Origin of the sequence: Achromobacter sp. 2789STDY5608615, from assembly GCF_001298995.1 — a bacterium.
Classification (GTDB): Bacteria; Pseudomonadota; Gammaproteobacteria; order Burkholderiales; family Burkholderiaceae_B; genus Achromobacter; species Achromobacter insuavis.
This window is the reverse complement of the sequence record NZ_CYTY01000016.1, coordinates 42,342-57,979: the sequence shown is the minus strand read 5'-3', so window position 1 is coordinate 57,979 and position 15,638 is coordinate 42,342. Positions and strand designations below refer to the sequence as shown.

Annotated in this window: 11 protein-coding genes and 1 pseudogene; 10 read left to right on the top strand and 2 right to left on the bottom strand. The window is 71.7% G+C overall.

The window, feature by feature from the left end; translation table 11 throughout:
• Nucleotides 1-12 precede the first annotated feature (12 nt).
• Entirely contained in the window at nucleotides 13-1,017 is a 1,005-nt protein-coding gene (locus AOZ49_RS15750; RefSeq protein ID WP_054476393.1) for a ligase-associated DNA damage response exonuclease, read from the bottom strand.
• Nucleotides 1,018-1,126: 109 nt separating this feature from the next.
• Nucleotides 1,127-2,764 carry an ABC transporter ATP-binding protein gene (locus AOZ49_RS15745; RefSeq protein WP_054476392.1) on the bottom strand — a complete coding sequence of 546 codons (1,638 nt, stop codon included), beginning with the start codon at nucleotides 2,762-2,764 and terminating at the stop codon, nucleotides 1,127-1,129.
• A 145-nt stretch (nucleotides 2,765-2,909) separates the two neighbouring features.
• Here AOZ49_RS15745 and AOZ49_RS15740 point away from each other — a divergent pair, with 145 nt between their 5' ends.
• The 10 genes and pseudogenes from AOZ49_RS15740 (at nucleotide 2,910) to blaOXA (ending at nucleotide 15,626) form a co-directional block, all read left to right on the top strand.
• Nucleotides 2,910-4,988 carry a DUF8189 domain-containing protein gene (locus AOZ49_RS15740; protein ID WP_054428794.1) on the top strand — a complete coding sequence of 693 codons (2,079 nt, stop codon included), beginning with the start codon at nucleotides 2,910-2,912 and terminating at the stop codon, nucleotides 4,986-4,988.
• Nucleotides 4,989-5,158: 170 nt separating this feature from the next.
• A complete protein-coding gene (locus AOZ49_RS15735) occupies nucleotides 5,159-7,300 on the top strand; it encodes a hydantoinase/oxoprolinase family protein (RefSeq protein ID WP_054476391.1) in 2,142 nt (713 codons plus the stop codon).
• The gene (locus tag AOZ49_RS15730; protein WP_054476380.1) at nucleotides 7,297-9,000 is read left to right on the top strand and encodes a hydantoinase B/oxoprolinase family protein; all 1,704 of its coding nucleotides are present in this window, start codon (nucleotides 7,297-7,299) and stop codon (nucleotides 8,998-9,000) included. Before AOZ49_RS15735 ends, AOZ49_RS15730 begins: the two co-directional genes overlap by 4 nt.
• A gap of 70 nt (nucleotides 9,001-9,070) precedes the next feature.
• Nucleotides 9,071-10,657, top strand: a complete 1,587-nt coding sequence (locus AOZ49_RS15725; RefSeq protein ID WP_054428797.1) for an ABC transporter substrate-binding protein — start codon at nucleotides 9,071-9,073, stop codon at nucleotides 10,655-10,657.
• Complete coding sequence (locus tag AOZ49_RS15720; RefSeq protein WP_054476378.1) at nucleotides 10,654-11,637, top strand: ABC transporter permease; 984 nt, start codon at nucleotides 10,654-10,656, stop codon at nucleotides 11,635-11,637. The genes AOZ49_RS15725 and AOZ49_RS15720 overlap by 4 nt, the downstream gene beginning before the upstream one ends.
• 68 nt (nucleotides 11,638-11,705) lie before the next feature.
• Entirely contained in the window at nucleotides 11,706-12,548 is an 843-nt protein-coding gene (locus tag AOZ49_RS15715; RefSeq protein WP_054476377.1) for an ABC transporter permease, read from the top strand.
• Nucleotides 12,549-12,669: 121 nt separating this feature from the next.
• Nucleotides 12,670-13,059, top strand: a complete 390-nt coding sequence (locus AOZ49_RS15710; RefSeq protein ID WP_054476376.1) for a BlaI/MecI/CopY family transcriptional regulator — start codon at nucleotides 12,670-12,672, stop codon at nucleotides 13,057-13,059.
• Nucleotides 13,056-14,390, top strand: a pseudogene (locus AOZ49_RS33560) (M56 family metallopeptidase); the annotation flags it as partial. The gene AOZ49_RS15710 and the pseudogene AOZ49_RS33560, both read left to right, overlap by 4 nt.
• On the top strand, nucleotides 14,374-14,760 hold the full coding sequence (locus AOZ49_RS33980; RefSeq protein ID WP_369815809.1) for a serine hydrolase family protein: 387 nt from the start codon (nucleotides 14,374-14,376) through the stop codon (nucleotides 14,758-14,760). The pseudogene AOZ49_RS33560 and the gene AOZ49_RS33980, both read left to right, overlap by 17 nt.
• Nucleotides 14,761-14,798: 38 nt before the next feature.
• On the top strand, nucleotides 14,799-15,626 hold the full coding sequence (blaOXA, locus tag AOZ49_RS33555) for an OXA-364 family class D beta-lactamase (RefSeq protein ID WP_054476513.1): 828 nt from the start codon (nucleotides 14,799-14,801) through the stop codon (nucleotides 15,624-15,626).
• The last annotated feature ends 12 nt before the right edge of the window (nucleotides 15,627-15,638 follow it).

Sequence of the window (15,638 nt, the reverse complement as noted above, 5' to 3'; positions counted from 1 at the left end):
CGGCGCGCCGTCCTAATCGTCTTCGCCATATTGCGTGGCCAGCGTCTCGGCGGCGATGCCGGATTCATTCAACGTGCGCACCAGCGCGTCGGTATCGCCATGCGTGGCGATGACGCGGCGGGCGCCGGTCTGGCGGATCGTGCGCAGCAGATCGGGCCAGTCGGCATGGTCCGACACGACGAAGCCCCGGTCCATGTTGCGTCGGCGCCGGTTGCCGCGCAGCCGCATCCAGCCGGACGCGAAGCCGTGCTGCGCCTTGCGGAAGCGCCGCAGCCACGCGCTGCCGGCCGCCGACGGCGGCGCCAGCACCAGCTCGCCAGCAAATCCCGTGCCCGCGGCCGCCGGCGCGCCGTCCGCGTCGATGACCAGGCGCGTGTCGGGCAGCGCGATGCCGGCCTCGCGGTAGACGTCCACCCCCGCGGCAATCGCGCCATGCAGGTAGACGGGCCGGTCGACGAACGGCATCAGTTCGGCCAGCACCCGCTGCGCCTTGCCCAGCGCATAGCAGTAGAGAATGGCCGCCTCGCCGCGCGCGGCGCAATGGTCGCGCCACTGGACGATGTCGCGCGCCACCTCCGCGGTGTCCGGCCAGCGATAGATCGGCAGGCCGAAGGTGGCTTCGGTGATGAAGGTGTCGCACGGCACCACCTCGAACGGCGCGCAGGTGGGATCGGGCTGGCGCTTGTAGTCGCCCGACACGACCCAGACCTGGCCGTCGACCTCGATGCGTACTTGCGCGGAGCCCAGCACGTGGCCCGCGGAATGCAGCGAAACGCGCGCCCGGCCCAGCGTGAACGGCTCGCCATAGGCGTGGACGCGGTAGTCCTGCTCACGCAGTCGCCATTGCAGGATGGGCAGGCCCTCGGCACTGGTGTGGTAGCAACCCATGCCGACGCGGGCGTGGTCGCCATGGCCATGCGTGAGGACGGCCACGTCCACGGGGCGCCAGGGGTCGATGTAGAACCCGCCCGCGGCGCAGTACAGGCCCTCCGGACGCAATTGGACGATGTCGGCCATGGATGCTCTCCCGCCGGGATGGGCGCGACTCGCGCGGGGCGCGCGAAACGCGGCACGGCATCAGTCGGTTATACCGCGAATGCCGCGCCTGGCCAAAGCCGCCAGGCCGCTACGCCGCCCGCCGCGCGGCGGCCTCGGCCGGATCCCAACCCCGGCCCGGCACCGCCGCCAGCAATGCCTGGGTATAGGGATGCGAGGGCTGGCCGAAGACCTCGGCGCACGGCCCCTCTTCCACCACCTTGCCGTCCTTCATGACCGCAACGTGGTCGCACACCTGCGCCGCGACCCGCAGGTCGTGGGTGATGAACAGGATCGACAGGCCCAGTTGCTCGCGCAGGCGCGCCAGCAGCGCCAGCACCTGCGCCTGCACCGAGACGTCCAGCGCCGACACCGGCTCGTCGGCGATCAGCACGCGCGGCCGCATCGCCAAGGCCCGCGCCAATCCCACGCGTTGCCGCTGTCCGCCCGAGAACTCGTGCGGATAGCGGTTGATCGCGTCCGGCGACAGGCCGACCAGTTCGAACAATTCGCGCGCCTGGGCCCAGGCCTCGCGCCGCGGCATGCCATGCACGATGGGTCCGCGCGCGACGATCTCGCCCACGCGCTGGCGCGGATTGAGCGAGCCATAGGGGTCCTGGAACACCATCTGCACTCGCCGCGCATGCGCGCGCCGCGCGCCGGCGCCCTTGAAGGCCAGCGGTTCGCCCGCCAGCGTGACAGCGCCCGCGTCGGGCGGCGCCAGCCCCAGCAGAGTGCGCGCCAGGGTCGACTTGCCCGAGCCGCTTTCGCCGACGATGCCGAGCGTGCCGCCTTCGCGCAGCGTCAGCGACACGCCATCGAGCGCGCGCGTCTCGCGCCCCGGCTGGTTGAACCAGCCGCGCTTGCGGTAGGTCTTGGTCAGCGCCACGGTCGTGAGGATGGCGGGCGCATCGGGCGCGACTGGCGAGCGCGCCGCGGCCGGCGCCAGCGGCGGCACCGCCGCGATCAGGGCGCGCGTGTACGGATGGCGCGGATGCCGCAGCACCTCGTCGGCGCGGCCGCTCTCCACCAGTTCGCCGCGCTGCATGACGGCGACGCGGTCGGCGATCTCGGCCACCACGCCGAAGTCATGGGTGATGAACAGCACCGCCGTGCCCTTGCGGCGTTGCAGGTCATGGATCAGGTGCAGGATCTGCGCCTGCGTGGTGACGTCGAGCGCCGTGGTCGGTTCGTCGGCGATCAGCAGCGCCGGCTCCAGCGCCAGCGCCATGGCGATCATGGCGCGCTGGCGCTGGCCGCCGGACAGTTCGTGCGGATACGCGCCCAGCGCCTGCGCCGGGTCCGGCAGACGCACCGAATCCAGCAGGCCCAGCGTGCGGCGGCGGATCTCGGCGCCGGACAGGCGCGTGTGGGTGCGGAACACTTCCGCGATCTGGTCGCCGATGGTGCGCAGCGGATTGAGCGCCGTCATCGGCTCCTGGAAGATCACGCCGATGCGCTGGCCGCGCAGGCGGCGCATGGCGGCCGGGGACAGGCGCAGCAGGTCCTCGCCTTCCCACAGCACCTGTCCGCCGCTGGCGCGCACGCCCTGCGGCAACAGGCCCAGGATGGCGCCGGCGGTCAGCGATTTTCCGGACCCGCTCTCGCCGACGACGCACACGATCTCGCCGGCGTTGACGGACAGGGACAGGTCATGGAGCGCGTGCGGCCGGTCGGCGCCGGCCGGCAGGTCCACCGTCAGGTTCTGGATGCGTAGCAGTTCGGTCATGGGAGGCCGATGGTAAAGCGCGCGGCGACAGCGGCTAACGACAGATCGGCGATTAGCAAATTCCCGCCGCGTGATCCCGCGGACCGGACTTGTTAAGATGCCCGCAACGGCAGATTCTTGCCCTTGCCCACAGGAGCAGCGCCCCTTGACGCGGATCCTCACGACCTTGCTCTCCCGCCTCGGCCAGGCGCTGCTGCTCGCCTGCCTGGCCTGCTCCGCCGCGTTTGCCGCCCCGCCCACCCTGGCGCAATGCAACGGCATCAAGGATCTGGCCGTCGTCGCCCACCTGGATGACGACCTGCTGTTCATGAACCCGGACATCGCGTCCAACGTCGCCGCCGGCGGCTGCGTGCGGGTGATCTACCTGACCGCCAGCGATGCCGGCGAGGGCGACACCTACATGCTGGGCCGGGAGCGCGGCGTGCGCGCGGCCTATGCCTACATGGCGCGCCAGCCCGACCTGTGGAAGGAAAGCGTGGGCCATGCGGACCAACGCCAGATCGCGCGTTTCACCTTGTCCGGCAACCCGCGCGTGCAGCTGTGGCACCTGCGCCTGAAAGACCCGTGGCTGGGCAAGGGCTGGGGCAGCCTCACGCCGCTGAGCCGCACCGAGTCGGAACCGGGACAGACGGTGGACACGCTGGGGCCGTATCCGGAGGTCTACTCGCGCGAACAGCTGATCGACACCCTGGCCGAGCTGATCCGCCAGTACCAGCCGACCACGGTGCGGCACCTGGACGACACCATCAGCGTGCCCTACACGCAGCTGTGCTGGCGCTGCGCCGGACACGGCCACCCCGACCATATCGCCAGCGCGCGGCTGGTGCGCGCCGCCATGCTGCGCGCGCCCGGCAACTACGCCGAGATCGGCTACATCGACTACCCCAGCCAGGAACGCGCCAGCAACCTCGCCGATAACGAGATCGCCAGCAAATCGATGATCTTCCAGCACTATGCCTGGAACGACTACCACTATTGCGCCGGCCCCACCGGCTGCAAGGAGCCGGCCGGTCCCGCGGCCGCCTGGGTGCAACGCGCCTACTACGTCTCGCGCCAGGACATGCCGCCGCAGATCTATCCGGACGGACGCAACGGCCTGGTGGTGTTCGCCGCCGGCGAGACCAACGCCGCCGCCAACCGCTGGGACTCCGGCCAGCGCCGCTGGCAGAGCCTGGGCGGCCGCACTGGCGGCCCGCTGGTGACATTCGGCCACGCCGACGGCACCGCCGGCCTGATGGCGCGCGATCCGCTGGGCGGCGTGTGGGCCAACAAGCAGCGCCACGATGGCACCTGGCAGGGCTGGCAGGCCCTGGCCGGCGTGCGCGTCAGCCAGATTCCGGCCGTGGCGCCGCGCGGCGAAGCCGCCGCCGTGGCGCTCGGCTACGACGGCCTGCTGCACTGGATCGCGCCGACCGGCATCGACGGCAGCTGGGCCCCGTGGCAAAGCCTGCCGCCGCTGGACGGCGCCACCGGCGCGCCCGCGGTCGTGCGCGGCGATGACGGCCGCTACATCGTCTTCGCGTCGGCCGGCGGCGGCCAGCTGTTCTACACGCGCCAGTTGCCGGCGCGCAAGGGCCAGCGCCCCGAGTGGCACTCCTGGCGCCGCGTGCAGGCGCCCCAGGCCGCCGGCGGACTGGCCGCGATCCGCAACCACGAGCACCGCGTCGAACTCTATTTCCGCCAGCGCGCCAACAATCACCTGACGCGGCTGGAAGAAGCCGGCGACACCACCGACCTGGACATGGAATGGAGCGCGCCGACCGACCTGGGCGTGCCCTACATCGGCCGCCCCGCCATCGACGCCGATGCGCAGGGCAACGTGATCGTGGCGATCCTGGAACGCGCTGACGGACCGCTCTGGCTAGTGGAACACGGCAAGCCGGCCAGGCTCGACGCCGAGGCCGCCTCGCCGCCGGCCATCCACCTCATCGACGGCACCTTGTACGTCGTCGCGCGCATGGCGGGCGGGCCCCAGCGCTACCAGGTGCTGTCGCGCCGCGACGGCGTCTGGGCCGCCAGCCTGACCCTGGACGGCATGCCCGCCACCGGCGGCGGCCCGTTCGCGACCCTGGCCGCGCGGCCCGCCGACCTGCCCAAGCTGGGCGCCAACGACGCCCAGAACGCGGTCGTGGTGCGGCCCTCCGCCACCGAACCCGGCACCCTGACACAGGAAGCGATGCCCACGCAGGCCTCGCGCGCCGCCACACCGACCCGCACGCAATGAAGGGCGGATTGCCGGCACGGTAGTCCGCCCGGCGATGGGCGACCAGCGGAACACCCGGCCGCGCGGGCTGGCGGCCGGCTAACGCGGAATCCGCATATCGACATGCGAAAAACGTCCTTCTGGCGGCTGCCGTGACTGCTTAGGATCAGGGTTTTTCCTTCCCTGCCCTCATGCCCCACTCCCCCTCTGAGTCCGCCTCGACGGCGCCGGTGCGCGTTGCCGTCGACGTCGGCGGCACGTTCACCGATATCGTCCTCGAACAGGAACCGCGACGCTGGTCGGCCAAGCTGCTGACCACGCCCGACGCGCCCGAAACCGCCGTGCTGCAAGGCATCGAAGAGCTGCTCGGCCAGGCCGGCCTGGCGTGGCCGCGGGTCGACCTGCTGATCCTGGGCACCACGCTGGCCACCAACGCGCTGATCGAGCGCAAGGGCGCCCGCACCGCGCTGCTGACGACCGCGGGTTTCCGCGACCTGGTCGAGATCGGCCTGGAAGACCGCTTCGCGCAGTACGACATCTTCCTGGACAAGCCCGAACCGCTGGTGCCGAGGCCCTGGCGCTTCGGCGTCACCGAGCGCGTCGATGCGCACGGCCAGGTGCTGACGCCGCTGGACGAGGCCCAGGTGGTCGAGCTGGCCGGCGAACTGACCCGCGCCGGCATCGAGAGCGTGGCGGTGTGCCTGCTGCACAGCTATGCCCACCCCGGCCACGAGCGCCGCATCCGCGAGCTGCTCAAGGCGCACGCGCCGCAGCTGTGGGTGTCGCTGTCTTCCGACGTCTGCGCCGAGATCCGCGAATATCCGCGCCTGTCCACGGTCAGCGCCAACGCCTATGTGCAGCCGCAGGTGTCCGGCTACCTGCGCCGGCTGAACGACGCGGCGCGCCAGCGCGGGCTGCGCGACGAACCGTTCCTGATGACCTCGGGCGGCGCCATCGCCACCCTGCAGACCGGCATCGACGAACCGGTGCGGCTGGTGGAATCGGGCCCCGCGGGCGGCGCCATCCTGGCCCAGCACATCGCCGAACAGACGGGCGCGGCGCGCGCGCTGTCGTTCGACATGGGCGGCACCACCGCCAAGATCTGCTACATCGACGACTTCGAGCCACAGGTCAGCCGCAGCTTCGAATTCGGCCGCGTGCACCGCCACTTGAAAGGCTCGGGCCTGCCGATCCGCATCCCGGTGATCGAGATGGTGGAGATCGGCGCCGGCGGCGGCTCGATCGCGCGCGTCAACCACCTGGGCGTGGTGCAGGTCGGCCCGGACAGCGCCGGCTCCTCGCCCGGCCCCGCCGCCTACGGCAATGGCGGCGAGCTGCCCACCGTGACCGACGCCCACGCGCTGATCGGCACCGTCACGCCCGAGCGCTTCGCGGTCGGCAAGGTCAGCCTGCAACCCGAGCGCGCGCGCCAGGCCATCGAGACGCACCTGGCCGGCCAGGCCGGGCTGGAGGCGCCACAGGCCGCCCAGGCCATCATCGAAGTGGTCAGCGAGAACATGGCCAACGCCGCCCGCGTGCACGCCTCCGAGTTGGGCAAGGCGGCCGAGGAGCACACGCTGATCGCCTTCGGCGGCGCCGCGCCGCTGCATGCCGCCGGACTGGCGCGCAAGCTCGGCATCGGCCGCGTCATCATCCCGGAATCGGCGGGCGTCGGTTCGGCGGTCGGCTTCCTGTGGGCGCCGATCGCCTACCAGGCGGTGCGCAGCTTCCACCAGCGGCTGGCCGACATCGACCATGCCGCGGTGCAGCGCCTGCTGGACGAACTGACCGCGGGGGTCGACACGGTGGTGCGGCGCGCCGCGCCCGACGCGCCGCTGCATCACAAGCGCGTGGTGTTCATGCGCTACAGCGGCCAGGGCCACGAGATTGCCGTGGACTTGCCGGACGGCCCCTTCGACGCCGCCGCCAGCGCGCGGCTGGGCGCCGCCTTCGCCGAACGCTACGCCCAGCTGTATGGCCGCAGCCTGCCGCACGTGGCGCCCGAGGCCGTCAGCTGGTCGGTCGCCGCCCAGGCCGGCGAGCGCCGCGCGCGGCCCCAGGACCACATCGCCAGCGGCCCGGGCACCGCCGCGCGCCAGGCCGGCACGCGCCGGCTGTATGACTTCGAGCGCAACGACTGGATCGAGGTGCCGACCTACGAACGCCAGGCGCTCGACGCCGAGCAGACACTGAGCGGCCCCGCCCTGGTCGTGGAAGACGAGACCACCACTTTCGTGCCCGCGGGCTTCGAGGCGCGGCGCAGCCGGCTCGGCTCGCTGGTGCTCGATGACATCAAGGCGGCCGCCGCGCGCGCCGCAAAGGACCCCGCATGAGCACCCCGCAACACACGCCCCAGCAACGCATCCGCTTCCAGCTGGCCTGGAACCGGCTGCTGTCGGTGGTCGAGGAACAGGCCCAGGTGCTGATCCGCTCGGCCTTCGGCACCGCCACGCGCGAGGCCGGCGATCTGTCGGCCGGCGTTTTCCTGCCCGACGGCCGCATGATCGCCCAGGCCGTCACCGGCACGCCCGGCCACGTCAACGCCATGGCCGAATCGGTCAAGCACTTCCTCAAGGTGTTTCCGCCGGAGACCCTGAAGGACGGCGACGTGCTGCTGACCAACGACCCATGGAAGGGCACCGGCCACCTGTTCGACATGACCATGGTCTCGCCGGTGTTCCACGACGGCGCGCTGGTGGCGCTGTTCGCCTCGACCCTGCACGTGATCGACATCGGCGGCATCGGCAGCAGCGCCGACGGCCTGGAGGTCTATCACGAAGGCCTGTTCCTGCCGATCCTGCGCTTCTTCCACCAGCACCAGGTGGACCCCGGCGTGCTGGCCATCATCCGCGCCAACGTGCGCGAGCCGGAGCAGGTCGAGGGCGACCTGTACGCGCTGGTGGCCTGCAACGACATCGGTGGCCGCCGCCTGAAGTCGCTGCTGACCGAGTTCCAGCTGGCCGACCTGGAATCGCTGGGCGGCTACGTCATCGAGCAGTCGGCGCAGGCCATGCGCCAGGCCATCGCCGAATGGCCGCAGGGCACCTGGCACAACACGCTGGTGATCGACGGCTACGACGCGCCGATCACGCTGCAGGCCAGCGTGACGGTGGGCGATGGCAAGATCCTGGTGGACTTCGACGGCACCTCGCCCAGCGTGGCGCGCGGCATCAACGTGGTCAAGGCCTATACCGACGCCTACACCTCGTTCGGCATCCGCTGCCTGATCGGCGCCGACGTGCCCAACAACGCCGGCTCGCTGTCGCTGGTGGAGGTGGCGGCGCCCGAAGGCTCGATCCTGAACGCCCGCTTCCCGGCCGCCGTGACGGTGCGCCACATCATCGGCCAGCTGCTGCCCGACGCCGTGTTCGGCGCGCTGCGCCAGGCGCGGCCCGACCAGGTGCCGGCCGAGGGCGCCTCGTCGCTGTGGAACCTGCACCTGGTCGGCGGCGAACCGCTGGCCGGCGCCACGCAGGAGGAACAGCAGGCACTGCTGGCCGGCCCGCGCTTCAACGCGGTCAGCCTTTCCACCGGCGGCACCGGCGCGCGCCCCGGCAAGGACGGGCTGTCCGTCACCTCGTATCCCAGCGGCGTGCGCAACGTGTCGCTGGAGATCCTGGAAAGCGCCAATCCGCTGGTGTTCGAACAGAAGGAATACCGCGCCGATTCCGGCGGGCCGGGCACGGTGCGCGGTGGCCTGGGCCAGACCATCGTGGTGCGCCACGCCGATCCGCACGCGGCCATGATCATCGCCGCCGCCTTCGATCGCGTGGTGCATCCGGCCCGCGGCGCGCTCGGCGGGCAAGCGGGCGCCGGCGGCGCGCTGGGGCTGGCCTGCGGCACGGGCCTGCGCGCGAAGGGCCGCCAGCTGGTGCCGGCCGGCGAACGCCTGGCGGTGCACACCCCGGGCGGCGGCGGACTGGGCGACCCGGCCCGCCGCGACGCCGCGCGCGTCGAGCGCGACGTGCGCTACGGCCTGGTCAGCGTGGAGCAGGCCGGCAGCGCCTACCAGCACGACGGCGCGCCCGCCTGACCGCTCCCTTTTCCTGGATCGCCCCGGGCGCGTCCCGGGGCCCATCTCATCCCCTGTTTTCGCGACGATCATGAAGCCAACCCGCCGTTCCTTTCTCAGCCTGACCCTTGCCGGCCTGCTGCTGGCCGCCAGCCCGTACACCCATGCGGAACCCACCCGCGGCGGCACGCTGACGCTGCTGCTGCCGTCCGAACCCACCGCGCTGGTCACCGTGGGCAACGTCGCCACGCCGATCCTGAGCGTCAGCGCCAAGGTCACCGAAGGCCTGCTCAAGTACGACTACGACCTGAACCCCGAGCCGCAGCTGGCCACCGCCTGGAACATCAGCCCCGACGGCACCGTGTACACCTTCACGCTGCGCCAGGGCGTCAAGTGGCACGACGGCAAGCCGTTCACGGCGGCGGACGTGGCCTTCTCCATCGAGCTGCTCAAGAAGATCCACCCGCGCGGCCGCAACACCTTCGCCAACGTCACCGCCATCGAGACGCCCGACGACCACACCGTGGTGCTGCGCCTGTCCAAGCCGGCGCCCTACCTGATCCGCGCCTTCGTCGCGACCGAAACGCCGATCATCCCCAAGCACATCTACGAAGGCACCGATCCGCTGACCAACCCGGCCACCTCGGCGCCGATCGGCACCGGCCCGTACAAGTTCAAGGAGTGGGTGCGCGGCAGTCACATCGTCTACGAGCGCAACCCGGACTACTGGGACAAGCCCAAGCCCTACATCGACCGCCTGATCGTGCGCATCGTCGCCGACCCGGCGGCGGCCGCCATCGCCTTCGAGACCGGCACGGTCGACCTGGGCTACCGCACGCCCGTGCCGCTGGCCGACCTGGCGCGTCTCAAGGCCGTGCCGTCGCTGCGCTTCGAGACCAAGGGCAACAGCTACTCCTACAACGTCACGCGCCTGGAATTCAACCTGGACGATCCGCACTTCAAGAACGAGAAGGTGCGCCAGGCGGTGGCCCACGCCATCGACCGCAACGTCATCCTGAAGGTGGTGAACTACGGCGTCGGCCAGGTGGCGTATTCGCCCATCGCGCCGGGCCTGAAGACCTACAACGACCCGACGCCCACGCCCTACCCCTTCGACCTGAAGCGCGCCAACGCGCTGCTGGACGAGGCCGGCTATCCCAAGGGCGCCGACGGCGTGCGCTTTCGCGTGACGCTGGACTACAACCCGATCGGCGCCGACGGCCCGCGCCTGGCCGACTACCTGCGCACCACGCTGGCGCGCGTCGGCGTCGCGGTGACGGTGCGGGCGCAGGACGCCTCGGCCTTCATCAAGCGCGTCTACACCGACCGCGACTTCGCCTTCACCACCAACGGCGCCAGCAACCTGTTCGACCCCACCGTCGGCGTGCAGCGGCTGTACTGGTCGAAGAACTTCATCAAGGGCGTGCCGTTCTCCAACGGCACGCACTACCAGAACCCGAAGGTGGACCAGTTGCTGGAAGCCGCCGCGGTCGAGAACGATCCGGCCCGCCGCGTGCAGCTGTTCAAGGAGTTCCAGCAGATCGTGGCGCGCGAGGTGCCCGACCTGAACCTGTACCAGCCGGAGTTCATCACCATCGCCAACCAGCGCGTGCATGACCACTCGCTGACGGCCGACGGCGTCGAGTCCAACCTGGCCGACGTCTATCTGCAGCCATGACGGCGCATCGTTCCCTGCGGGTGCTGGGCCGCTCGCTGCTGCAGGCCATCCCCACCGTCATCGGCGTGGTGCTGCTGAGCTTCTTCCTGCTGCAGGCGGTGCCGGGCGACGCCGCCGACGTGATCGCGGCGGAGTCCGGCTCGGCCACCGAGGCCAGCATGGCGGCGCTGCGCAGCCACTTCGGGCTGGACCAGCCGGTGCTGCAGCAGCTGGGCGCCTACCTGCGCGACCTGGCCACGCTCAACCTGGGCGTGTCGCCGCGCTACAACCTGCCGGTGTCCGAGCTGATCTTCAGCCGGCTGGGCAACACGGTGCTGCTGATGAGCAGCGCGCTAGCCTGTGCGCTGGCGGCCGGCATCGCGCTGGGCGCGGTCATGGCCAGCTTCGCCGGCCGCTGGCTCGACCGCGTGCTGTCGCTGGCGGCGCTGCTGCTGTATTCCACGCCCGGCTTCTGGCTCGGGCTGATGGCCATCATCCTGCTGTCGGTGAAGCTGGGCTGGCTGCCGCCCGGCGGCGTGTCCACCATCGGCTCGGGCGCCACCGGCTGGGCCTACGCGCTCGACGTGGCGCGCCACCTGGTGCTGCCGACGCTGGCGCTGACCGGCTTCTACGTCGCCATCTTCGCCCGCCTGACGCGCGCCTCGATGCTGGAGGTGAACCGCCAGGACTTCGTGCGCACCGCCCACGCCAAGGGCCTGACGCCGCGCGCCGTGGCGCTGCGCCACGTGCTGCGCAACGCGCTGATTCCCGTCACCACCGTGGCCGGCCTGAACGTCGGCACGCTGCTGGGCGGCGCGGTGGTGGTGGAGACCGTGTTCAGCTGGCCCGGCCTGGGCCGGCTGGCCTACGAGTCCGTGATGGCGCGCGACTACGTGGTGCTGCTGGGCATCCTGGTGCTGTCGTCACTGCTGGTGATCCTGGCCAACATCATCGTCGACCTGCTGCAGACCCTGCTCGACCCGCGCATCCGCGTGCGCTGACCCCTTCATTTCCCGATTCACGATGACCGTTCAATCCGCTTCCGCGCCGGCGCCGGCCGCCCCCCCCCCTGCCCCGGCTGCGCCGCGGCGCGCTGGGCCGCCTGCTGGCCAACCCGGCCGCCGTGGCCGGCGCGCTGCTGCTGCTCCTGATCCTGCTGGCCGCGCTCACCGCGCCGTGGGTGTTTCCGCACGACCCGCTCGACATGGTGGGGCCGCCCATCCTGTGGCCGGGGCAGGACCACGAATTCTGGCTGGGCACCGACACCATGGGCCGCGACGTGGCCGCCGGCCTGGCGCATGGCGCGCGGGTGTCGCTGACCGTGGGCGTCACCGCGGCGCTGCTGAGCCTGGTGATCGGCATCGCCATCGGCGCGGCGGCCGGCTACTTCGGCGGCTGGGTCGACGTGGTGTTGATGCGCGTGACCGAGCTGCTGCAGACCATTCCGGCCTTCTTGCTGGTGGTGGTCATCGTGGCGATCGCGCGGCCCTCGGTGACGGTGATCGCGCTGTCGATCGGCGTGGCCTCCTGGCCGGTGGTGGCGCGGCTGGTGCGGGCCGAATTCCGCACCCTGCGCGAATCCGAGTTCGTGCAGGCGGCCCGCAGCCTGGGCTTCAGCCACGCCCGCATCGCCCTGCTGGAGATCCTGCCCAATGCCCTGCCACCGGTGATCGTGACGACGTCGGTGCTGGTGGCCAACGCCATCCTGATGGAATCGGCGCTGTCGTTCATGAACATGGGCGATCCCAATGCGGTGTCGTGGGGCAGCATGATCGGCGACGCCCGCGAGATGCTGCGCACCGCCTGGTACCTGGCGGCGCTGCCGGGCGTGTCCATCATCCTGACGGTGCTGTCGCTCAACCTGCTGGGCGATGCCCTGAACGACGCCTTCAATCCGCGACTGTCGCGCTGAGGCCTCGTCGGCCCGGCGCGGCGGCGGCGCGTCGGCGGCGAAAGGGGCGGAAGAAACGGAAGTAGACAAACTTTTCTAGAACATTTATTCTAGATCGGCCTTTTGTCGACATCCCCGCTTCATGACCGCCTCCCCTTCCGCCACCGCCAAGCCCACCAGCGCCGAACTCGACGTGTTGCAGGCGCTCTGGGAAACCGGCCCCGCCACCGTCAAGCAGGTCCACGCCGCGATGGCGGCCGGGCGCGACAGCCTGACCTACGCCAACGTGCTGCGGCTGATGCAGATCATGCACGGCAAGGGCCTGCTGACGCGCGACGAAAGCGAACGCTCGCACGTCTACGCCGCCGCCCAGAGCCAGAAGGCGACCCAGGGCGGCCTGATCAAGGACCTGATCGGCAAGGCCTTCGCCGGCTCCGGCAAGGCGCCGGTGCTGGCCGCCCTGCGCGAAGGCCATGTCAGCAGGAAGGACCGCGCGGAAATCGAAGCCCTGCTGCGCGACGACAAGCTGTGACCGACTTTCTGCTGGCCACGGCCTGGACCCTGGGCGGCAGCCTGCCGGCGCTGGCCTGGAAGATCCTGTGCCTGCACGCCGCCACGCTGGCGCTGCTGGCGCTGACGCGCCCCGACGATGCCCGGCTGCGCTACGCGCTGCTGGGCGCGGCGTTGTTCGCCGGCGTGGGCCTGGGCGTGACCGACGTGGCGCTCGCCTGGCGCGGCCTGCCGCCCCCGCTGCCCGCCGCGGCCGCGACGGAAGCGGCCGCCACGGTCTGGCCGCTGTGGCTGGCGCTGGCCTGGCTGGCCGGCTGCGCGCTGGCGGCGCTGCGGCTGCTGTTCGGACTGGCCTGGTTGCGCGGCGTGCTGCGCGCCAGCCAGCCCTGGCAAGATCCCGCCTGGCAGGCGCGCGTGGCGGACATGGCGCACCGCCTGCGGCTGTCGCGCACGGTCGGCCTGCGCGTGGCGCGCCACCTGTCCACGCCGGTCACCGCCGGCTGGCTCAAGCCGGTGATCCTGGTGCCGGCCTCGCTCGTCACCGGCATGCCGGCGGACCTGCTGGCCGCGCTGCTGGCGCATGAGCTGGCCCACGTGCGGCGCCACGATTACCTGGTCAACCTGCTGCAGCACGCGGCCGAGGTGCTGCTGTTCTTCCATCCGTCGATCTGGTGGCTGTCGCGCCGCCTGCGGATCGAGCGCGAGCGCATTGCCGACCAGATGGCCGCGGCCCTGATCGGCGGCCCCATGCCGCTGGCGCGCGCCCTGCACGCGCTGGAACGCGCCAACGATGCGCCGGCGCCGGTGGCGCCCGCCGCGCGCGACGGCGACCTGCTCGACCGCATCCGCCGCCTGGTGCGTCCCGACACGCTCGCCGCCCGCCGCGCGGTGGCCCTGCCCGTGCTGGCCATGTCGTGCGCGCTGGCCGGCTTCGGCGCCTGGTCGGCGCTGACGACGGGGCCGGCGCAGCCGCTGTCCGCGCAGCAGGCGCAACGCCTCATGGCGCGCCTGCCCGCGGTCCAGGCGCTGATCGCGGCCAGCGGCGCCTCCCACGTGCTGGTGCTGGACACCCGTTCGGGCGCGACGCTGCTCGGCCGCGCCGAGAACGACGCCGTGCCGATCGCCTCGCTGACCAAGCTGATGACCGCCATGGTGGTGCTGGACACCGCGCCGGACCTGTCGCGCGCCATCCGCATCGATGAGCGCGACGCGCGCGCCACCGCCGCGGGCGCCGCCTCGCCGCTGCCGGTGGGCGCCAGCGTGACGCTGGACACGTTGCTCAAGCTGGCGTTGATGGCCTCGGACAACCGCGCCGCCCACGCCCTGGCCCGCACCTATCCGGGCGGCGAGGCGGCCTTCGCCCAGGCCCCTGCGGCGCAAGACCGCGGCGCTGCATCTGGAACACACCACGCTGGAAGAGCCGACCGGCCTGTCGTCCGCCAATCGCGCCAGCGCCGCCGACGTCGGCCGCATCGTCAGCGCGGCCGCCGCGTATCCGCAGATCGCGCGCGACACCACCACGCCCGCCGAGACGGTGGCCGCCGCCGGCGGCTCGCTGCGCTATCGCAACACCAATCCGCTGGTCGGCGCGCAGGGCTGGGACATCCGCCTGTCCAAGACCGGCGCCTCGACCGAGGCCGGACGCTGCCTGGCCATGCGCATCCACATCGACGACCGCGACCTGACGCTGGTCCTGCTCAACGGCCGCGCCGACCGCGCCTGAACGCACTTTCCGTTTTTCCCCACCACGCTTCATCGATCATGACCGTTCGACGTTTTTCGTGCGCCCTGGGCGCAGCCCTTTCCCTGTCCGCGCTGGCGGGCGCCCCCGCCCGCGCGGCGGTTTTGTGCACCGTGGTGGCCGACGCCGCCGACGGCCGCATCGTGTTCCAGCAAGGCACGCAGGCGGCCTGCGCCGAGCGCTACACGCCGGCCTCGACCTTCAAGCTGCCGATCGCGCTGATGGGCGTGGACGCGGGCATCCTGCAAGGCCCGCACGCGCCGGTCTGGAACTACCAGCCGGGCTACCCCGACTGGGGCGGCGACGCCTGGCGCCAGCCGACGGACCCGGCGCGCTGGATCAAGTATTCGGTGGTCTGGTATTCGCAGCTGACCGCCAGGGCGCTGGGGCAGGAGCGCTTCCAGCGCTACGCCTCGGCCTTCCAGTACGGCAACGAGGACGTCTCGGGCGAGCCCGGCAAGCACAACGGCCTGGATGGCGCGTGGATCAACTCGTCGCTGCGCATTTCGCCGCTGGAGCAACTGGCGTTCCTGCGCAAGCTGGTCAACCGGCAATTGCCGCTCAAGCCCGCGGCCTACGATCTGGCCGAGACGCTGTTCGACGTCGGCGAGGCCGGCGGCTGGCGCCTGTATGGCAAGACCGGCACCGGCTCGCCGGGCAGCAACGGCGTCTACACACCGGACAACGCCTACGGCTGGTTCGTCGGCTGGGCGCGCAAGGACGGCCGCCAGCTGGTGTTCGCCCGCCTGCTGCAGGACGAGAAGGCCACCAGGCCCAACGCCGGCCTGCGCGCCCGCGATGACCTGATGCGCGACTGGCCGGCCATGGCCGACGCGCCCCGCCAGTAGGCCGGCGCCGAG

Excerpts from the sequence above, each read along its gene's own strand:
- AOZ49_RS15750 (WP_054476393.1), bottom strand. The coding sequence starts at position 1,017 with ATGGCCGACATCGTCCAATTGCGTCCGGAGGGCCTGTACTGCGCCGCG.
- blaOXA (WP_054476513.1), top strand. The coding sequence starts at position 14,799 with ATGACCGTTCGACGTTTTTCGTGCGCCCTGGGCGCAGCCCTTTCCCTG.
- AOZ49_RS15710 (WP_054476376.1), top strand. The coding sequence starts at position 12,670 with ATGACCGCCTCCCCTTCCGCCACCGCCAAGCCCACCAGCGCCGAACTC.
- AOZ49_RS15745 (WP_054476392.1), bottom strand. The coding sequence starts at position 2,764 with ATGACCGAACTGCTACGCATCCAGAACCTGACGGTGGACCTGCCGGCC.
- AOZ49_RS15735 (WP_054476391.1), top strand. The coding sequence starts at position 5,159 with ATGCCCCACTCCCCCTCTGAGTCCGCCTCGACGGCGCCGGTGCGCGTT.
- AOZ49_RS15725 (WP_054428797.1), top strand. The coding sequence starts at position 9,071 with ATGAAGCCAACCCGCCGTTCCTTTCTCAGCCTGACCCTTGCCGGCCTG.
- AOZ49_RS15730 (WP_054476380.1), top strand. The coding sequence starts at position 7,297 with ATGAGCACCCCGCAACACACGCCCCAGCAACGCATCCGCTTCCAGCTG.
- AOZ49_RS15720 (WP_054476378.1), top strand. The coding sequence starts at position 10,654 with ATGACGGCGCATCGTTCCCTGCGGGTGCTGGGCCGCTCGCTGCTGCAG.